This window comes from Halocatena halophila, assembly GCA_027563145.1.
In the GTDB taxonomy this organism is placed as follows: domain Archaea; phylum Halobacteriota; class Halobacteria; order Halobacteriales; family Haloarculaceae; genus Halocatena; species Halocatena halophila.
Genome location: CP071306.1, coordinates 2,338,409 through 2,355,281 on the forward strand (window position 1 = coordinate 2,338,409; position 16,873 = coordinate 2,355,281).

General features: G+C 59.7%; 21 protein-coding genes. 13 read left to right on the top strand and 8 right to left on the bottom strand.

The window, feature by feature from the left end:
* On the bottom strand, positions 1-222 hold the full coding sequence (locus tag JXQ78_RS12475; protein ID WP_330631095.1) for a hypothetical protein: 222 nt from the start codon (positions 220-222) through the stop codon (positions 1-3).
* Positions 223-585: 363 nt separating this feature from the next.
* On the opposite strand from JXQ78_RS12475, the gene JXQ78_RS12480 reads away from it, so the two are divergent.
* From JXQ78_RS12480 to JXQ78_RS12490, 3 genes are read left to right on the top strand one after another with little or no spacing between them, the layout of a single operon-like run.
* Positions 586-1,476, top strand: a complete 891-nt coding sequence (locus JXQ78_RS12480) for a rhomboid family intramembrane serine protease (RefSeq protein WP_330631096.1) — start codon at positions 586-588, stop codon at positions 1,474-1,476.
* A 3-nt stretch (positions 1,477-1,479) separates the two neighbouring features.
* A complete protein-coding gene (locus JXQ78_RS12485) occupies positions 1,480-2,223 on the top strand; it encodes an endonuclease V (protein WP_330631097.1) in 744 nt (247 codons plus the stop codon).
* A gap of 53 nt (positions 2,224-2,276) precedes the next feature.
* Complete coding sequence (locus JXQ78_RS12490; RefSeq protein WP_330632826.1) at positions 2,277-3,098, top strand: SDR family oxidoreductase; 822 nt, start codon at positions 2,277-2,279, stop codon at positions 3,096-3,098.
* Between the two features lie 6 nt (positions 3,099-3,104).
* Here JXQ78_RS12490 and JXQ78_RS12495 read toward each other — a convergent pair whose 3' ends face one another.
* The gene (locus JXQ78_RS12495) at positions 3,105-4,178 is read right to left on the bottom strand and encodes an ArsA family ATPase (RefSeq protein WP_330631098.1); all 1,074 of its coding nucleotides are present in this window, start codon (positions 4,176-4,178) and stop codon (positions 3,105-3,107) included.
* Between the two features lie 121 nt (positions 4,179-4,299).
* Between JXQ78_RS12495 and JXQ78_RS12500 the strand changes: the two genes are divergently transcribed.
* Genes JXQ78_RS12500 through JXQ78_RS12515 form a run of 4 tightly spaced genes read left to right on the top strand, consistent with a single transcriptional unit; the run spans position 4,300 to position 5,842 of the window.
* Positions 4,300-4,833 carry a CinA family protein gene (locus tag JXQ78_RS12500; RefSeq protein WP_330632827.1) on the top strand — a complete coding sequence of 178 codons (534 nt, stop codon included), beginning with the start codon at positions 4,300-4,302 and terminating at the stop codon, positions 4,831-4,833.
* A gap of 7 nt (positions 4,834-4,840) precedes the next feature.
* Complete coding sequence (locus JXQ78_RS12505) at positions 4,841-5,032, top strand: hypothetical protein (RefSeq protein WP_330631099.1); 192 nt, start codon at positions 4,841-4,843, stop codon at positions 5,030-5,032.
* Between the two features lie 40 nt (positions 5,033-5,072).
* On the top strand, positions 5,073-5,324 hold the full coding sequence (locus JXQ78_RS12510) for a hypothetical protein (RefSeq protein ID WP_330631100.1): 252 nt from the start codon (positions 5,073-5,075) through the stop codon (positions 5,322-5,324).
* Between the two features lie 53 nt (positions 5,325-5,377).
* A complete protein-coding gene (locus tag JXQ78_RS12515) occupies positions 5,378-5,842 on the top strand; it encodes a metal-dependent hydrolase (protein ID WP_330631101.1) in 465 nt (154 codons plus the stop codon).
* Here JXQ78_RS12515 and JXQ78_RS12520 read toward each other — a convergent pair.
* From JXQ78_RS12520 to JXQ78_RS12540, 5 genes are all read right to left on the bottom strand, one after another.
* Positions 5,839-6,567, bottom strand: a complete 729-nt coding sequence (locus JXQ78_RS12520) for a PHP domain-containing protein (RefSeq protein ID WP_330632828.1) — start codon at positions 6,565-6,567, stop codon at positions 5,839-5,841. The genes JXQ78_RS12515 and JXQ78_RS12520 overlap by 4 nt on opposite strands.
* 103 nt (positions 6,568-6,670) lie before the next feature.
* Complete coding sequence (locus JXQ78_RS12525) at positions 6,671-7,108, bottom strand: transcription elongation factor Spt5 (protein ID WP_330631102.1); 438 nt, start codon at positions 7,106-7,108, stop codon at positions 6,671-6,673.
* Positions 7,108-7,281 carry a protein translocase SEC61 complex subunit gamma gene (locus JXQ78_RS12530; RefSeq protein ID WP_330631103.1) on the bottom strand — a complete coding sequence of 58 codons (174 nt, stop codon included), beginning with the start codon at positions 7,279-7,281 and terminating at the stop codon, positions 7,108-7,110. The genes JXQ78_RS12525 and JXQ78_RS12530 overlap by 1 nt, the downstream gene beginning before the upstream one ends.
* A 93-nt stretch (positions 7,282-7,374) precedes the next feature.
* Entirely contained in the window at positions 7,375-8,550 is a 1,176-nt protein-coding gene (gene ftsZ / locus JXQ78_RS12535) for a cell division protein FtsZ (RefSeq protein ID WP_330631104.1), read from the bottom strand.
* A 31-nt stretch (positions 8,551-8,581) separates the two neighbouring features.
* On the bottom strand, positions 8,582-9,916 hold the full coding sequence (locus JXQ78_RS12540) for a D-aminoacyl-tRNA deacylase (protein WP_330631105.1): 1,335 nt from the start codon (positions 9,914-9,916) through the stop codon (positions 8,582-8,584).
* Between the two features lie 105 nt (positions 9,917-10,021).
* On the opposite strand from JXQ78_RS12540, the gene JXQ78_RS12545 reads away from it, so the two are divergent.
* From JXQ78_RS12545 to JXQ78_RS12570, 6 genes are all read left to right on the top strand, one after another.
* Entirely contained in the window at positions 10,022-11,182 is a 1,161-nt protein-coding gene (locus tag JXQ78_RS12545; RefSeq protein WP_330631106.1) for a sodium:calcium antiporter, read from the top strand.
* Positions 11,183-11,207: 25 nt separating this feature from the next.
* Positions 11,208-11,999 carry a shikimate dehydrogenase gene (locus JXQ78_RS12550; RefSeq protein ID WP_330631107.1) on the top strand — a complete coding sequence of 264 codons (792 nt, stop codon included), beginning with the start codon at positions 11,208-11,210 and terminating at the stop codon, positions 11,997-11,999.
* Between the two features lie 63 nt (positions 12,000-12,062).
* Complete coding sequence (locus JXQ78_RS12555; RefSeq protein WP_330631108.1) at positions 12,063-12,827, top strand: helix-hairpin-helix domain-containing protein; 765 nt, start codon at positions 12,063-12,065, stop codon at positions 12,825-12,827.
* 42 nt (positions 12,828-12,869) lie between these two features.
* Entirely contained in the window at positions 12,870-14,306 is a 1,437-nt protein-coding gene (pabB, locus tag JXQ78_RS12560; RefSeq protein ID WP_330631109.1) for an aminodeoxychorismate synthase, component I, read from the top strand.
* Complete coding sequence (locus JXQ78_RS12565; RefSeq protein ID WP_330631110.1) at positions 14,303-14,917, top strand: anthranilate synthase component II; 615 nt, start codon at positions 14,303-14,305, stop codon at positions 14,915-14,917. The genes pabB and JXQ78_RS12565 overlap by 4 nt, the downstream gene beginning before the upstream one ends.
* Positions 14,902-15,774, top strand: coding sequence for an aminotransferase class IV (locus JXQ78_RS12570; protein WP_330631111.1), 873 nt, complete (start codon positions 14,902-14,904; stop codon positions 15,772-15,774). The genes JXQ78_RS12565 and JXQ78_RS12570 overlap by 16 nt, the downstream gene beginning before the upstream one ends.
* On the opposite strand, the gene JXQ78_RS12575 is transcribed toward JXQ78_RS12570, so the two are convergent.
* Complete coding sequence (locus tag JXQ78_RS12575; RefSeq protein WP_330631112.1) at positions 15,762-16,826, bottom strand: saccharopine dehydrogenase family protein; 1,065 nt, start codon at positions 16,824-16,826, stop codon at positions 15,762-15,764. The two genes, JXQ78_RS12570 and JXQ78_RS12575, sit on opposite strands and share 13 nt — an antisense overlap.
* Positions 16,827-16,873: the final 47 nt, after the last annotated feature.

A 16,873-nucleotide genomic window follows, 5' to 3' on the forward strand; every position in this document is an offset into this window, starting at 1 on the left:
TTATGCTACGTCCAGGAACAGATCCAGAAAGTCGTTGTCCTGACTGTTATCGATTACAACGTTGTTCGAGTCGTCGATATCAACGCCATCGTTATCGACACCACAGTTGTCGTCGTCGTAGGTCACGTCAGTACCACTTGCGGCCGCTGGTGCTGCGCCTGCTCCGGCGAGGAGGCTAACCAGCACGAGTGCGGTCAGTGCAACGTTGAGTACTCGTTTCATGGGTTTTTCGGCTGGGCTGTCGCTAACGGGTGGCCCCCGCCAGGGTACCCAGATGACGGGTCCACCCCGACGACGTCCCAGTGAAATGGTCTTCTTGGAGATGTATTATAAACATTACTATTTATTGTAGATATAGATAGAAAATTCACATGTTTATGAAGGTGCTGTTTGTAAACTGGATCGAGCTGATAATTCGATTAGAAGGTCTGAGATCGGGTTTTTCGAACTTCCAAAATGTGGGCTCACTACAACTTTTCAATTATACTATCATTTTATAATTTCGACGAATTGGAATCGAGCCCGCCGCACTCCGGTGTCTGTGCATCCCAAACCCCTTTGTTGGTTGTCCCGTATCTTGGCGTAATGCCGACGTGTGATATCTGTGGGGAGCAGGTCAGCATGCCCTATCAGTGTCATCATTGTGGTGGCACGTTCTGTGGCAATCACCGGCTCCCCGAGAGCCACGACTGCTCTGGACTGCAAAATTGGGGTGATCCGGGCGGGGTGTTCGATAGCGGCTTTGACGATAGTGTCGCAAACGAGCAATCCACGCTTGGCTCGCGACTCTCCGGCCCGAGTTCCATCATTGGCTATTTCCGCGGGAATATGTCGATGGTCTTTCTGGCCGCGATGATGATCGTGTTCCTGTTCCAGTTCATACTCTACCCCGCGATGTCGATTCCCCCCGGCTCACGGCTGTGGAATATGTCATTCACGCTTGATTCACAGCACCCGGAGTATCTCTGGACGTGGATCACGTCAATTTTCTCTCACGGCGGCATCTACCACATCTTTGCCAACGGTCTGGTGTTGTTCTTTTTCGGACCGATCGTCGAGCGCAAGCTTGGCTCGCGGGATTTCACGCTGCTGTTTCTGGGCAGCGGGCTCGCGGCCGGGCTCGCACAGTTACTGCTCAGTTACGCCACCGGTGAGCCGGCGTTGTTGCTCGGTGCCAGTGGCGCGATCATGGCCGTTATGGGCGTACTCACGGTGTTGAATCCAGATCTCAAGGTGTTGTTGTACTTCTTCATTCCCGTCCCGATCTGGCTGCTCACGGTTGGCTATGCGGCACTGTCGGTGTTGGGCATGCTCTCGGGCTTCCAGGGCGGCGTTGCCCACGGCGCACATCTTGCTGGGCTCATCATCGGACTCATCTACGGAAAACACGAGAAAAACAAGGGCGTCAGCGCGCCGGGCGAACTGCAGTTCGGACGACGGCGCGGACCGGGTGGCCCCGGTCGAGGTCGGTTCTGAACGATGCAACTCGACGATCGGTTTCGACCGGATCCAGCGCTGGACCGCGAGGCAAAGCTCGCCCTCCAGGCGGAGATCGCAGACGCTGCGACGTTCGATGATCAGCTGTCGTTCGATCACAAAACTATCGGCACGGGAACTGACGAGCCGCTCATCGCCGGTGTGGATCAGTCGTTTCCCGACGATCGAGTGGTGAGCGCAATCGTCGTTCTCCGCGGTGACACCGTCGTCGAACGGACGTACTCGGTCACCGAGCAGTCGTTTCCGTACGTTCCCGGACTGCTGTCGTTTCGCGAAGGAGGGCCGATCGTCTCCGCGCTCGAAACGCTTGAGATCACGCCCGATCTTCTCGTGTTCGACGGCAGCGGTCGCATCCACTATCGGGAAGCTGGCCTGGCCGTTCATCTCGGGGTGGCATTCGATCTGCCAGCCATTGGCGTCGCCAAATCGCTTCTCTGTGGAACGCCCGAACGATCCACTGACAGCCTCCACACCGGCGAGAGCGTCCCGATCCGTGCTAACGACGAAATGAGCACCCCGAATGGAACGACCGTTGGATATGCACTCCAGACGCGCCAGTACGAGAACAACCACCGGATCAATCCGGTGTACGTCAGCCCCGGCCACCGGCTGTCGGCGGCCACTGCCACTGAAATCATCGATCAGTGTGGTGGTGAGTATAAGCTCCCCGAGCCGACGCGTCTGGCCGATCGGTATGCCGACCATGCGAAAGAATTGGAAATTTAATAATTGCAATCGAAAAACGTAGGGTACGTAGGACTCCAGTGAAAGCACACAGTATGGAAAAGACGGTGTTACTGACGGGCTGTTCGTCCGGTGTTGGAAGAGCGACCGCGAGTGCGTTTTTGGAGGACGGCTGGACCGTGTTCGCGACGGCCAGGGATCCGGCTGATATCGAAGCGCTTGGAGAGGCCGGCTGTCGGACGCTTTCGTTGGATGTGACCGATGACGATTCGATCGACGCTGCCGTCGAGACGGTGTTCGACGCGGTCGAAACGCTGGACTGTCTCGTCAACAACGCAGGGTACGGGCAGTTCGGGCCGATCGAGGACGTACCAGTCGAGGAGGTCGAGGCCCAGTTTGACGTAAACGTCTATGGGCCCCACCGCCTGCTGCGGGCGGTGTTGCCGAAGATGCGCGAGCAGGAGTCTGGAACGATCATCAACGTCTCGAGTGTCGCTGGACAGGTTGCTGCGCCGGGGATGGGCACATACGCCGCCTCAAAATTCGCCCTGGAGGCGATGAGTGATGCGCTTCGGACAGAGCTTGCGCCGCTTGGCGTGGACGTTGCGCTCGTCGAACCGGGGCCGGTAGCCACCAACTTCGCGGATCGAGCGGACGATGAGTTGGCACAGCTCGAACGCACTGACGACTACGACACGGTCTACACCTTTTACGAAGACACCTCGCTGTTCGGTGGCCAGTCACCCGTGGCTGTCTCCCCCGACATGGTCGCAGAAACGATTCTTGAGGCCGGCGTCTCGCCGAATCCGAACGCCAGATATCCAGTCGGTCCGATCGCCTCAACGCTGCTCAAAGCGCGATTCCTCCCCGACAGCGCCCGGGACTGGCTGTTTACGCAACTGCTGCGGTTGCTGTGAGCCAGTTCACGTGAGACAGGCCGCGACGAGCCGGAGCATCGCCGGCCCGCGCACTTCCGAGCCAAACAGCGGCACCCGCTTGATCGACCGACCACGGAACACGTCCTGTGCTCGCTGGAGGGCCTCCTGCTGGCTCTCCCAACGGTGTTTGCAAAATTCACAGGACTCGACGTCCGGCGTGACAACCTGTTCGGGATCGATCTCGGTGAGCTGGTCGGCAGACTCGGTCACCCGGTTGACGATCAGCGTCCCTGTGGCGATCCCGAACTCATTGAGTCGATCGAGCAGTCGCTCGGACTCCAGAATGCTCAGCTGCTCGGGCACCATCACCACGCGAAACTCCGTCCGTCCCGGGTCGCGAAGCACGGTCCGGAGGTGTTCGATCCGCTCGCTGAACGTTTCGAGCTGACTCGTCGTCTCGTCGGTGTCCACACCGAACGGACCGGGCATCGAACCCAGCATGCCGCGCATTCGCTCGCGGAACGAGAGCAGCCGTCCCATCATTGAGTCCATGATGTCCGGGAGCTCCAGCAATCGAAGCGTGTGACCGGTCGGAGCGGTGTCAACGACGACGCGATCGAAGCGTGGATCGTCGAAGTACTCGAGCAACAGCTGCAACGCGGCGGTTTCGTCGCCACCCGGGACTGTTCCCCCAGCGCTGGCTGTCGGTCCCCCCTCAAACGGTGCGTCTATTCCGTCAAAACCTTCAAAGCCCAGCCCGTCCGCATCAAAATCGTCGAACAGATCGTTCATTTCTGCCACGTCGGCGTTCATCGACGACGGATCGATTTCGACGCCGTACAGCGGATGGGCATCGCTGATTCGCGCGGGCTCGTCCGGCACCGGAAGCTGTAAGATATCAGACAATGAGTGTGCCGGATCGGTCGACACGATCAGGGTCGGGGTGCCGTCGTTGGCGCTTGCGAGCGCGGTCGCAGCGGCGCACGTCGTTTTCCCGACGCCGCCTTTGCCACCGTACAGAACGAATTCGGGCGCATCGACGCCGGACGGCTCGGCAATCTCCGTCGCAACGTCGATAGTTTCGATGGAATCGACCGGTTCAACCTCGATATCGCTCATACGGGTAATTTTCTCGCGAGTCATGTGTACCCGTCGATCTATCGGCAGCCAGAGTCGTCTGCTGGCCGAGACGGGCTGTGCCACACCAGAGTACAAGTCGGTTGCACTCCAGAGCAAACGTATGGCTTCGACCGACGCCGACATCGAGCACGCGATCGGAACGGCGCTTCGAGAGACCAACACCACAGTAGCGGTGGCAGAATCGGCCACTGGCGGGCTGCTTGGCTCGCTGCTCACCAATGTTTCGGGATCGAGCGACTATTTCGATCGGGGCGTTATCACCTACTCTTATGGCGCAAAGCGCGAGCTGCTCGGCGTCGCTCGTGAGCATCTCGACAGCCACGGCGCTGTCAGCGAACCAGTCGCAAAGCAGATGGCCAGGGCGATTCGTGACACCTCTGGCACCACCTGGGGCGTCAGCACGACCGGGATCGCCGGTCCAGAGGGTGGATCAAGCGAATCCTCCGTCGGCACCGTCTACATTGGCGTTGCCTACGCTGGCCCGTGGGGCTCGAATCGATCGAACGCCACGGTCGAGCGCTATGAATTCACGGAGCTTGACTCCCGAATCGAACGCAAAGAACAGTTCGCCAAACAGGCGCTTGAAGATCTCTACGAGCGGATCGAGATCGAACGCGAGGAGACAGACGCCTGAGTTACAAATGACGGTCGATCCAGAGCAATCGTGTGTGTTCTGTGGGACGCGCGTGATTGACCATGATCCGATCAGCGTTCGTTCTCATCCGCCAGCGACCGACGAGCCGGCGTTCTACTGTAATTACGCGTGTCTGTCAGCACGGATCGAGGAGCAGGGACTCCACCTCGGCGATGCGTGTGCGTGGAATCCTGAGTGATGGAAAAGATAGTTATCGGTTGCTGGTAATGATTTCAGATATGGAAACAGCAACTATCTATCATGTTTTGAACCTCAGTATGGGCATCCTGTTCGGTCTCTATGGGCTGCTGGAATCGACGGGGCTTGGGTTCGTGTTGATTGGGATCGGTAGTGTGATGATCATCGTCGGTGCACTCTATCAGTTGTTCTCCGATGACGGGACAACGAAGGACATTTCTCCGGGATATCTCAAATTTCAGGCCGTTGTGGTCTTGCTGATGGCACTTAGTGTCGGACTCACCCTCCTGTAACGGACGCGTCGAACGGCAAGCGCTAACTGTAGTGACCCAAAACCAATCTGACAATGAATAAGGATGGGCACGTGCTCAACGGGTTGTTGTTCGGCATTGGTGTTGGCTTCTTGCTGGACCCATCAGGGAAAGAGACGACGATCATCTCGATCATCGAGGTGACGATCCCGGTGACGCTGGGCGCGCTAGTTCCCGACATTGACACGGAGTTCGGCCGTCACCGAAAGACGCTGCACAATCTGCCGGTGTTAGGGCTGTTCGTTGCGTTTCCATACGTGTTCGGAAACCTCCACTACGTCTGGCTTGGGGTGTTGACACATTACATTCTCGACATCGTCGGTAGCAAGCGCGGCATTGCGCTCTTTTATCCATACACGCAGGAGTATGGCTTTCCAACCGGCGTCGCAACGAAAAACAAATACACGAACGTGGTCACGCTGGCGATCACGGCCGGCGAGCTGCTGGTCGTGTTCGCTGTGGTGCAAGGGCTCGCTCGCTATGGCGTGTCCATCGCCTAAACGACCCGAACATCCTCGAAACGGCCCTCATAGGCGATGTGGCCAGGATGCGTCGGTTCGGTTCCAGAAAGGAGCTTGCGGTCGATCTTCCCCCAGCTGTTCTCATAGCCCAGATGTGCAAATTCTGCCAGACAGCGAAGATCGTGCTCGACACCGGAGCGATGGAGCACGCGCCGGTCGGCGAAGCTTTTGAGCGCGCGAACGAGATCGTTGGTCGTCTCGATTGGCTGTTCGAACGCCGTCCAGGCCTCGCCGATCGTCCCTGGAAGATGCGCATAGGATGAGGTAAATCCGGGGAGGCCGGTCTCGCGGGCGATCGCCTGGGCGCGCTCGTTGTGCATCGATCGGTGTTTCGGATTGTACGTCTCGACGGCGTGAACCGGATAGCGCCTGATATCGGCCATTTCCAGTCCGACCGTCAGAAACTCCGGATGGGGTGCAAGAATGGCTGCGTTCTGGCGCTTGCACTCCTCGATCGCTCCCGAGAGCGTGATGAAATCCGGAACCGGTTCCTCAAGCCCGATCGCGAGCACGTGCTTGCGGTCGTGCCAGGTGCCGGTGAACAGCTCACGAGCGGGAAACACCGTGAGTTCGTCGTCCGAGTACGCCCGCGCACGCTGTGTGATGGTATCGAGTCGCACAAAATGGGGCGCATACACGAGCCCGTCCAGCCCGCGTGCCTTCGCTCGCTCGACGACTGCGTCGGTGAGAATCTTCACGTGCATGTCGATGCGAGTCTCAGTCGCGTCCCCGGCTGTCGTCACAGCTGACGGTACTCGGAGTCGATAGAAAACGATGACGCTTGGCGCTCAGCCCGTTTGGTAGCAGTTATCGATCTTCGCTGTCGAGGACGCGGATCTGATCGCCACGTACCGTCACTGGGATCGGCACTGTTGCCTCGTACAGTTCGACTGTCACCTGGTCTTTGCCCTCGTCGATTCGCTGGACCTGTGCCTTCTCGCCTTTGAACGGTCCGGCGATCAGCTCGACGATGTCACCTTCTGCAATGCCCTCAACATCGGGCTTTGGCGAGAGAAAATGCTCAACCTCGGCGATCGAAGACTCGCCCTGCACGAGTCCGCGAGCGTGTGGAATCTCATCGAGAATCCGCTCGAAAACGCTCGCATCGTCGGCCTCGACCATCACGTAACTCGTGAGTGAATCCGGTGCGAGCGCTGCGTGCACGGACTCTTCCTCGCGATTAATGATCATGTCGGCGACGGTTCGTTCCTGGCTCGCAGTGGTTTTGACGGCGTAAATCGACATCAGATGCCACCCACGATGAAGCCCATGACGGTGAAGATGAGAAAGCCGAGCAGTCCAACCAGCACAATGCCCGCACCAGCGACGAGCGACACCTGGCCGAACTCCTGTTGGGAGGGAGTGCTCGCCAGTTTGAGCACCCGAATGTACGAGCTGAGTTCTGTCGGGATATCCATAGCGCCTCTTGACGTGGCGTGTTTTTCACTCTTTCTTTCGAGCAGTAGCCCACCGACCGACCTCTTGCACGATGCGCCCAACGACAGACGGGATCAGTCGATAAAATCGATCGATTCCGCGGTCGATGACCGCGTTCGAGCCTCCTTGTCGGCCTCGCTCCGACCGTAGATCTGTGGGGATTCGACGCCGGTGACGACGACCATCGTCTCCATCCGGTTTTCGAACGTCGGATCGACCGACGCACCCCAGATGATCCGTGCGTCCTGATCGATCCGTTCGTAGATCTCCTCGACGACGCCTTCTGCCTCCTCAATAGACATGCCGGGACCGCCGACGACGTTGATGAGCGCGCTGTTTGCGTTAGAAAACTCCACATCGAGCAATGGCGATCGCAGTGCCGACCGGATCGAGTCCCTGGCTTTGTTGTCCGATTCGGAATCGCCAAGGCCGATCATCGCAACGCCACCGTTTTCCATGATCGCCTTTACGTCAGCAAAGTCCACGTTCACCAACCCGGGCTTGGTGATCAGCTCGGTCATCCCCTTCACCGAGCGCATCAATACGCGATCACAGATCTTGAACGCATCCTGCAGCGGCAGATTTGGCGCATAATCTAGCAGCCGGTCGTTCGGGATCACAATGACCGTGTCGGCGACCGAGCGGAGTCGTTCGAGCCCAGCATCGGCGTTCGACCGCCGTCGTTTCCCCTCGGCGGTGAACGGAATCGTGACGACCGCGATCGTGAGCGCGCCCGCTTCCTGGGCCGCTTCGGCGACAACTGGCGCAGAACCGGTACCGGTGCCACCACCAAGCCCGGCCGTGATAAACACCATATCCGAGCTCCCGATCGCGGCGTCGATGTCGTCTCGGTTTTCGAGTGCTGCCTGCTCGCCGATCTGTGGTACCGAACCGGCACCGCGTCCGCCCGTCTGTTTGCGACCGATGAGAATCTTCGAATCCGCAGTGACCTGCTTTGCAAGATGCTGTGCGTCCGTGTTGGTGGCGATCAGCTCCGCGCCGTGGATCCCTTCCTGGGCCATTCGCGTCACCGTATTCCCGCCTGCACCACCACACCCAAACACTGCGATGTTCGTTTCGAGCTCTTTGACGATGTCTGCGAGCTCGTCATCGGTCATCGTGCCGGACGTCGAAACCGTGGCATCCTCGGCCTCCGGGGCTCCATTGGCCTGGGGTTGCTCGACGCCCCCGCCGCCTCCGTCAGGGTCGCCCTCGGCCTCGTTGATCGCGTCCTCGATGATCGAGTCCATGCGTGCGTTGGATTTCAGCAACGCTGGATAACTATCTTTCGCCACTAGTATGACGTGTGTCAGACAAACATACTGAGGAAAACATATGCGTCTGTCGTTCGCGAACGTCTTCTGGATTGATGGTTTCGCCATCGAGATCGATGGCCTGACCGTTCGCGAGGCGACCAAACGCCGGCCCATCGGGGATGCCCAGTTCGCGAGCGCGCTCTGGGACGAACGCGGATCGGTGGACGATCAGTCGATCGTCGTCGCGTTCGACGGCGTCGTATTTACGGTGTAAGAGTCTGGTAACTAGATCCATAAGTTCGTTTCGGTCGACACCCTCGTCAGTAACGACGAGTTGGCCCGCCGTTGCCCCGTTGTCCGTGGTCGTAAACGCAACCGAAAGCGCCTCGAGTTCAGCCCGGAGTTGCTCGCGGTCGATGCCGTTCAGTTCGGCCAGCAGTTGTTCGGGGATCTCGAATCGGTTGAGCGATGCCGGATCAAAAACGGCGGGCGCACGCTCGCCAAGCCGGAGACCATCTTCGATGGCACAGACCGACGATTCGAGTCGTTCGACGAGTGAAATAGCGACGCCATCGGTTTCTCTGAGCCAGGTTTCGCTCACGACGCGATAGCCTAGCGACTCGATCGCCGATCGGAGTGCTGGCTCGTCGTCGAGCACGGCGAGCGAGGCGTTCGACTGTTCGAACAGCTCGTCGATCACGCCCATATTCGACTGGGGATTGCCCATCGCTTCAAGCGCCCAGTCGACCGCTATGTGGCCGACTGCCCAGTCGGTTTCGCGGACGATTCGCTCGAACCGTGGCACGTAGTGGCCGCCTCCGAATCCGACAATGGCACGATCGGTGTCGGGCTCGACGCCGCGAAGATCGAGTATTGCGCTGGCGACCGCGCGGGCACCAGAAAGATCCTCCCATTGTTCGGGGCCGCTACCGAGTTCAATAAAGATTGCGGGCGTCGACAGCTCCGATGGCCCGTGGTGGGTGCCCTCAAGCCCCGTTTCGTACGATGTTGGAGCGTGACGGTCCAGCGCCGCGAGGGCGTGTGCGATCGCGTTGGGTCCAGTGCGAGCGAGCGAGCCGTCGGTCCCGCCATACTCGGCTGGCCCGAGATTTCCAGTGGGATGGGCGCTCAACAGCGGTCCGGTCTCTCCTCGGTGTCGTGAGGCGAACACGAGCAGATCGCAGCCCTCGAACTCGCGATCCACTCCATCGAGCTCGATATGCAACGAGTCGAATTCGCGCAGCACTGCGCCGTCAGTTCGGGCGCCGCCATCGATCGGCTCGAACTCCGTGAGCGACCGGAGCGCCTCGCCGATCAGGACGCTCGCGGGATCCGCCTTGCTGATGACGATTCCTATCACATCGGCCCTCGGCGAGCGGGCGGCTAAAACGCTCCGTCTCAGTCGAACCTGACTGACTGGTCGGTAAATAGCACGGCTTAACTGGACCAGGACGATAGCCGAGATATGGTTGTCTCGAGCGCGATCGCGTCGATCGCGCTGGTGAGTTCGACGACAGCGGTTCGGGCTGTCCTGCTCGCTGGTGCATTCGTCCTGCTGTTGTTTGGCGCAGAGCTGTTCACGAACGGTGTGGAGTGGCTAGGCTACCGTCTCGGATTAGGATCGAGCGCGACGGGGTCGATACTGGCGGCGGTCGGAACTGCACTCCCAGAAACGATGATTCCGGTGATAGCGATCGTGAGCGCATATCTCGCTCACGACACGTCTGGGCGTGCAGAAAGCATCGGTGTTGGTGCGATTTTGGGCGCGCCGTTTTTGCTCGCAACGATCGCCACGTTTCTGATCGGCGTGAGCGTCTGGTGTTTTCGGGACCGACGCGATCACGGTGATCGATTTTACGTCAACCGGGCCGCCACCAGCCGGGATCTCCGGTTTTTCCTGCTGGGCTATGGCTTGGCCGTGCTCGCAGCGTTCGTCCACGTGGAGCTGGTGTCAGACGCGATTGCAGTTGTGCTGGTGGGGATGTACGGGGTGTATCTGTATCGCTCGCTCGCTGCTGATGAGTTCGTCGAGGACGAGTCCGATCTCGACGAGCTGCTCGTTGGTCGACTGTTTGCGGCCCGCGGTGTGACCGGTTCGAACCACGCCTCCGATCCAGGGCTGTGGATCGTCGCGCTCCAGACGGCGATCGCACTGGCGTTCATCATCGGGGGCGCGGATCTGTTCGTCTCCGAGATCGAGTTTTTCTCGACGGAGGTGTTACACATTCCTGGTGCCATACTCTCACTGTTGTTGGCACCGCTTGCCACCGAACTGCCGGAAAAGTTCAACAGTATTCTCTGGATATCACAGGATAAAGACACGCTCGCACTGGGGAACATCACGGGCGCGATGGCGTTCCAGGGGACGCTACCGGTGACCCTCGGCATCCTCTTTACGCCGTGGGATCTGTCGATCCGCTGGGGAACGACGGGCTTTCTGAACGCCACTTCGGCGCTACTTGCGATCGTGAGTGGATTCGTGCTCTATCTCCGGGTTCGAAAGCTTTCTGCGGAGCGAATGCGCCCAGCGCCGTTTCTGATCGGTGGGTGTTTCTATCTGCTGTTTATCGCCATCACGCTGTATCACGTTCTCGTGCTTGGTGTCGCGACCGTACCAGGCCACTGATAGTGACTGGTTCACAAACCGTGATATGGACGTTTACGGACTGCTCGGTAATCCAGTCGAGCACTCGCTCTCACCGCCGCTCCACGAACGAGCCTACGAACTGCGCGAACTCGACGCACGTTATGTCACCTTCGAGGTCGCCCACGGAGAGCTCGAATCGGCACTCGAGGGTGCACGCGCGCTCGGCATCGATGGACTCAACGTGACGATTCCGTTCAAACGCGAGGTCTGTGAGTTCGTCGAACTCGATCCACTCGCCGAACGGATCGGTGCGGTCAACACGATCGATCTCGAAGCGAACGTCGGGTACAACACGGATGCGATCGGCGCAGTGCGCGCGCTCACCGCACACGGTGTCGATCTCGATGGCACTGCCGTCGTCGTTGGTGCCGGTGGTGCTGGTCGGGCTATCGCCTTTGGTCTCGCGGACGAAGGCATGCGCGTCCGGATCGCGAATCGGACGACCGAGCGCGCCAACAGCCTCGCTAGGGCGGTTCCGGGTGCCGATGGCCACGGCCTCGATGCACTCCCCGAGCTGCTCGCAGACGCCGAGGTGCTCATCAACGCGACGAGCGTCGGCATGGATGAAGACGCCACGCCAGTCCCACAAAGTGCGCTCTCTTCGGAGCTCACCGTTCTCGATGCGGTGTACACACCCATTCAAACACGCCTGCTAACCGAGGCAGATGCCGTCGGCGCACAAACCGTTGATGGTGCCTGGATGTTGTTGTATCAGGGCTGTGCGGCGTTCGAGCGGTGGACGGGATACGACGCACCTGTCGACGCGATGAACGAAGCCCTGCGTAAGCAGTTGTAGATTAAGTATCAAACCGATCTAATCTGGTGCGTATTTAAGTACTGTGACTCTCTATCACCGTCCATGAACCTGCTCAAGAAGATCAAATCGATCCTCAACGTGGACGAGCGAGGGTCCAGTAGTGAAGATGATACGAATGACGTTTCCATTCCCTCCGTTGGGACCGACGACGACGAGACGGAGTCGTCAAACGGAGCCAGTGGTTCGTCGAGTTCGGATGGCTTGTCGGACGGCGACGGGCTCGTGGAGGTAGAAGAGGCAGAATCTTCTTCCGATAGCTCGATGGACTCGACCGAGGAATCATCAGTAGAGACTCCGATTAATTCGTCGGATGGGGGCGGTGGCACAGCACAGCTGACAACTGAGCCACAGTCATCGTCGGAGGTCTCGACAACGGAGAACGGGATCCAGGCGAACGAACAGACGACCGAATCGGAGAGCGCCACCAGGAGCGCGTCCGGCAATGGTGGGACGCAGACGGAATCAGCTGATACTGCGGCCGACACGAACGGGACGCAGACGGAATCGACTGATACTGCGGCCGACACGAACGGGGCGCAGACGGAATCGACTGATACTGCGGCCAACACGAATGGAACGTCGACGGAATCGACTGATACGACGACACAAAGCGATACGACCTCCACGCCGAGCGAGCCAGTCGATACGATCAAGGGCGTCGGTTCGACGTACGCACAGCGACTCGAATCTGCCGGCATCGAGACCGTCGACACGCTCGCGGAGGCTGACGCCGAGGCGCTTGCTGAAGAGACAGACATCTCACCGAAACGGCTCGAGCGCTGGATCGGGCGTGCCCAACATCGCTGAACTTTCGCAAGAGGAATATCGACGCAGCGATTGGAACTGGTGATGAGTACCGTCGTGACCGACCGTGAGACGTACCGTCAGCTCGCCCGTCCAGGCGTCCGCGTCCCGGTTGAACGGCGGCTGACAGTAGCGGATCCGTTCGTCGCGTATCAACGCGCCCGAGAGGAAACTGGAGGCGTTTTTCTCGAAACGACGGGAGGACAGGACGGCTGGGGCTATTTCGCCATCGCTCCTGAGGAGTGGCTCACGGTCGACAGTGGCGAGTCTGGTGCGCTCGACCGGCTACTCGACCGACTATCTCGGGAGACGCTCGTTCGCGGCGAGTGTGACGTTCCGTATCCGTGCGGTGCGTTCGGCTGGCTGTCGTACGACATCGCACGGGAACTCGAATCGCTCCCGGAGACGACAACAGACGATCGAGCGTTGCCACGGCTTGAGGTTGGAATCTATCCGTGTGTCGCAGCCTGGAAGGCGACGGATGATGATGCGATAACGCTCCGGCTCACGGCGTGTCCGCGCATCGACGATGGAGCGTCACTGGATGGGGCCTACGATCGGGGGGTTGCGATGACGGCCCGCCTCGAAGCGGCGATCACCTCCGGCGACCCATCGCATTCGCCCCCCCCAGCGACGACCGAGGGGTCGTTCACGAGCGAATGCGGTCGTGGAGCGTTCATCGAGCGTGTCGAACGCGTAAAGGAGTCGATTCGAGACGGCGATACCTTCCAGGCGAACATCTCACAACGGCTCAGCGGTCCGGCGTCGGTGCATCCGGTCGCCGCATACGAATCGCTCCGGCGGGTGAATCCAGCACCCTACTCGGGACTGCTCGAGTTTCCGAGTTGTGATCTCGTCAGTGCGAGTCCAGAGCTATTGCTCGAACGAGATGGCGATCGCCTCCGGACCGAACCGATCGCCGGAACACGCCCTCGGGGGACGACGCCGGCCGAGGACGAACGGCTCGCAGAAACGCTCACCACCGACGAAAAAGAGCGAGCCGAACACGCGATGCTGGTCGATCTCGAGCGCAACGATCTCGGCAAGGTCAGCGAATACGGTTCCGTGGAGGTCACGGATTACCGTCGGATTGATCGCTACTCGGAAGTGATGCATCTCGTCTCAGAGGTCGAAGGGACGCTCAGAGACGACTGTGATCTCGCCGATGCGATCGCGGCGGTGTTTCCCGGCGGCACGATCACGGGCGCACCAAAGCCAAAGACGATGGCGATCATCGACGAGGTCGAGAACACACAACGCGGTCCCTACACCGGGAGCATGGGAATTTTCGGCTTCGATGACCGGGCGACGCTTAACATCGTGATCCGAACGCTCGTCCGCTGTGATTCGACGTACACGCTCCGTGTCGGTGCCGGGATCGTCCACGATTCCGTTCCCGACAAGGAGTACGAGGAGACGCTCGCGAAGGGAAAAGCACTGCTGAGAGCCCTTGAAATCGTCGCGAAACCGCCCAACAAATGACAACGGAGAAAATTCTCGTCATCGATAACTACGATTCGTTCGCGTACAATCTCGTTCAGTACGTTGGCGAGGCCATCAGCCAATACGAGGACACTTCGGTGGTCGTTCGTCGCAACGACGCGATCGACGTGGCCGGAATCGAACGGCTGAATCCTGCCGCTATCGTGGTGTCGCCCGGACCGGGCACTCCATCGACGGCGGGCGTCTCGGTGGAGGTGTTCGCGGACTGTTCGTATCCGACGCTCGGGGTCTGTCTCGGCCATCAGGCACTCTGTGTCGCCGCCGGTGGGACGGTGAATCATGCACCCGCTGTGGTGCACGGCAAGCCCTCGACGGTTACACACGACGGCCGTGGCATCTTCGAGGGGCTCTCTCAGGAGCTATCCGTCGGTCGATACCACTCTCTGGCGGTGACCGAATCGCTGCCACCTGCCCTGATCGAGACGGCAACAACGACGGATGAACGGATTGTGATGGGTGTGAGACACCGGAATCGCCCCCACGTCGGCGTCCAGTTTCATCCCGAGAGCATTCTAACGGCGGATGGGTATCAACTAATCGAAACGTTCTGTGACCGCGCACTCACGGATGATCCATGTACGTTCACGTAAACGGAGAGCTTTGTCCGGAGTCAGACGCGACGGTTAGCGTCCGTGATCGTGGCTTTCGGTACGGTGACGGCGTGTTCGAAACGTTGCGGGCCTACGGCGGATCGATCTTCGAATACGAGGCCCATCGTGATCGGCTCCACCGGAGCGCGAGTGCACTTGGAATGGCAGAGGCGATTCCAGCAGATCTGGCCGAACGAATCAACGAGACGCTCGCGAAAAATGAACTCGAAGACGCCTACGTTCGAGTGTCGATCACCCGTGGCGTTCAGCCAGGAAAACTCACGCCCCGCCCAGCGACCAATCCGACGATCGTCGTTGAGGTTGCACCACTGGAACGCGGGGGCATCAACGGCTCTCGCGTCTGGGACGGACCGGCGGTCGTCCAGTCCGTCCAGACCCGACGCGTCCCAGACAGTGCCCAGCCGGTGGCGGCGAAAACGCACAACTATCTCGATGGCATCATGGCTCGCCTCGAACTCGCCCAGGCCGCTACTGAGGACTATCGGGCTGATGAGGCGTTACTGCGCGCCACGGATGGAACGGTCGCCGAGGGCGCAACGAGCAACTGCTTTTTCGTTGATGAAGGGACGCTCAAAACGCCCGCTGAGGGAACGATACTCCCGGGCATCACGAGAGCCGTGGTGCTCGAACTCGCCCGCAAGGAGTCGTTTCCCGTGGAAACGGGCCGGTACACGCTTGCGGACGTTCGCTCGGCCGATGAGGCGTTTTTGACGAACACGACCTGGGAGCTTCGCCCCATCGAATCGCTCGATGGCATCGCGATCGGTGGCGGGCCAATCACGGCATTGCTCACGCGACTGTTCGACGAACGGGTCGAACGGCTCTACGACGACTGAGGTTCCATCGCATCTCGACGGACGACGCCGTCGAACGAGAGCACAAACTCCGGACCAAACGCGTTCGCTGGCGTCTGGTAGCCGATCGGAACGTCGCCCTCAAGCGTTCGTTTTGTACACTCAATGGCAGTTTTTGCGGTGAGCGCGTAACCGTTTGGTGCTTTGAGTCTGGCCACTCGTTCGGTGGTGCCGTCGGTCACCCGCCCCCAGAGCCGCGTGATGCCCGATTCGAGCTCGTCCTCGCTTGGTCCCGAAATCGTCCGTCGGATAACTGACTCAAGCGTTCGTTGTACTGGTGGGTAGCCAAGCAGTGGTGTGAGTCGGCCAGCGAGCGAGAGTGCGCGGATTACTGCCGGCGGGAGTGCCATGTAGAACTCGATCGATTCGATGCCCGTCGTTCGGTAGGCCGTGGAGACGTCGCCCCACGGAATCGTGACGGCCGCCCGATCGCCCTCGCCAAAGTCGATCGTTCGACGGTTGTACGCAGGATCGACCGATTTGAGCGAGCCACCTTCGCGAATCATGCCTCCACCAGCCAGCCCTTCGAGCGTCGACAATGCCGTCCCCGTTGTTGGCGAACCGAGCGAATCGAATCCGAGCTGGAGCGACGTGGGATCATCAAGCGCGCCGGCAAGATGTGCACCCAGACAGTCAGACGGAACGACATCGAACCCCACCCCAGGTAACAGCGTCACGCCGGCCGCAGACGCTGGCTCGTCTTTCTCTGCGATCGCCTCGAAGACGCTGATCTCACCGGTAATGTCGAGATAATCCGTTTCGGTTTCCAGACAGGCCTCAACGATTGGCTCGTAGGTGGCTTCGAACGGGCCAGCACAGTTGAGCACACAATCTATCGATTCTAGCTGGCGAGCGACAATGTCCGCGTGTGTGGTCTCGAACACACGGTGTTCGAGGCCGAGCTCATTGGCCTGTGTTTCTACTTTCGAGACGTTGCGTCCTGCGATCACCGGCGTCATACCGCGTTCGATCGCTTCTGCAACGATCAGCTGACCAGTGTATCCGTACGAACCGTAAACGAGAAGCGTTCCCATCGGTGAAACTGTCGCTGCTCACCGAGTAAATAACTGCGGCCGAACGA

What these genes read in the sequence shown, in the direction of transcription:
- JXQ78_RS12475 (WP_330631095.1), bottom strand. Translation starts at nt 222, where the DNA reads ATGAAACGAGTACTCAACGTTGCACTGACCGCACTCGTGCTGGTTAGC.
- JXQ78_RS12480 (WP_330631096.1), top strand. Translation starts at nt 586, where the DNA reads ATGCCGACGTGTGATATCTGTGGGGAGCAGGTCAGCATGCCCTATCAG.
- JXQ78_RS12485 (WP_330631097.1), top strand. Translation starts at nt 1,480, where the DNA reads ATGCAACTCGACGATCGGTTTCGACCGGATCCAGCGCTGGACCGCGAG.
- JXQ78_RS12490 (WP_330632826.1), top strand. Translation starts at nt 2,277, where the DNA reads ATGGAAAAGACGGTGTTACTGACGGGCTGTTCGTCCGGTGTTGGAAGA.
- JXQ78_RS12495 (WP_330631098.1), bottom strand. Translation starts at nt 4,178, where the DNA reads ATGAGCGATATCGAGGTTGAACCGGTCGATTCCATCGAAACTATCGAC.
- JXQ78_RS12500 (WP_330632827.1), top strand. Translation starts at nt 4,300, where the DNA reads ATGGCTTCGACCGACGCCGACATCGAGCACGCGATCGGAACGGCGCTT.
- JXQ78_RS12505 (WP_330631099.1), top strand. Translation starts at nt 4,841, where the DNA reads ATGACGGTCGATCCAGAGCAATCGTGTGTGTTCTGTGGGACGCGCGTG.
- JXQ78_RS12510 (WP_330631100.1), top strand. Translation starts at nt 5,073, where the DNA reads ATGGAAACAGCAACTATCTATCATGTTTTGAACCTCAGTATGGGCATC.
- JXQ78_RS12515 (WP_330631101.1), top strand. Translation starts at nt 5,378, where the DNA reads ATGAATAAGGATGGGCACGTGCTCAACGGGTTGTTGTTCGGCATTGGT.
- JXQ78_RS12520 (WP_330632828.1), bottom strand. Translation starts at nt 6,567, where the DNA reads ATGCACGTGAAGATTCTCACCGACGCAGTCGTCGAGCGAGCGAAGGCA.
- JXQ78_RS12525 (WP_330631102.1), bottom strand. Translation starts at nt 7,108, where the DNA reads ATGTCGATTTACGCCGTCAAAACCACTGCGAGCCAGGAACGAACCGTC.
- JXQ78_RS12530 (WP_330631103.1), bottom strand. Translation starts at nt 7,281, where the DNA reads ATGGATATCCCGACAGAACTCAGCTCGTACATTCGGGTGCTCAAACTG.
- ftsZ (WP_330631104.1), bottom strand. Translation starts at nt 8,550, where the DNA reads ATGGACTCGATCATCGAGGACGCGATCAACGAGGCCGAGGGCGACCCT.
- JXQ78_RS12545 (WP_330631106.1), top strand. Translation starts at nt 10,022, where the DNA reads ATGGTTGTCTCGAGCGCGATCGCGTCGATCGCGCTGGTGAGTTCGACG.
- JXQ78_RS12550 (WP_330631107.1), top strand. Translation starts at nt 11,208, where the DNA reads ATGGACGTTTACGGACTGCTCGGTAATCCAGTCGAGCACTCGCTCTCA.
- JXQ78_RS12555 (WP_330631108.1), top strand. Translation starts at nt 12,063, where the DNA reads ATGAACCTGCTCAAGAAGATCAAATCGATCCTCAACGTGGACGAGCGA.
- pabB (WP_330631109.1), top strand. Translation starts at nt 12,870, where the DNA reads ATGAGTACCGTCGTGACCGACCGTGAGACGTACCGTCAGCTCGCCCGT.
- JXQ78_RS12565 (WP_330631110.1), top strand. Translation starts at nt 14,303, where the DNA reads ATGACAACGGAGAAAATTCTCGTCATCGATAACTACGATTCGTTCGCG.
- JXQ78_RS12570 (WP_330631111.1), top strand. Translation starts at nt 14,902, where the DNA reads ATGTACGTTCACGTAAACGGAGAGCTTTGTCCGGAGTCAGACGCGACG.
- JXQ78_RS12575 (WP_330631112.1), bottom strand. Translation starts at nt 16,826, where the DNA reads ATGGGAACGCTTCTCGTTTACGGTTCGTACGGATACACTGGTCAGCTG.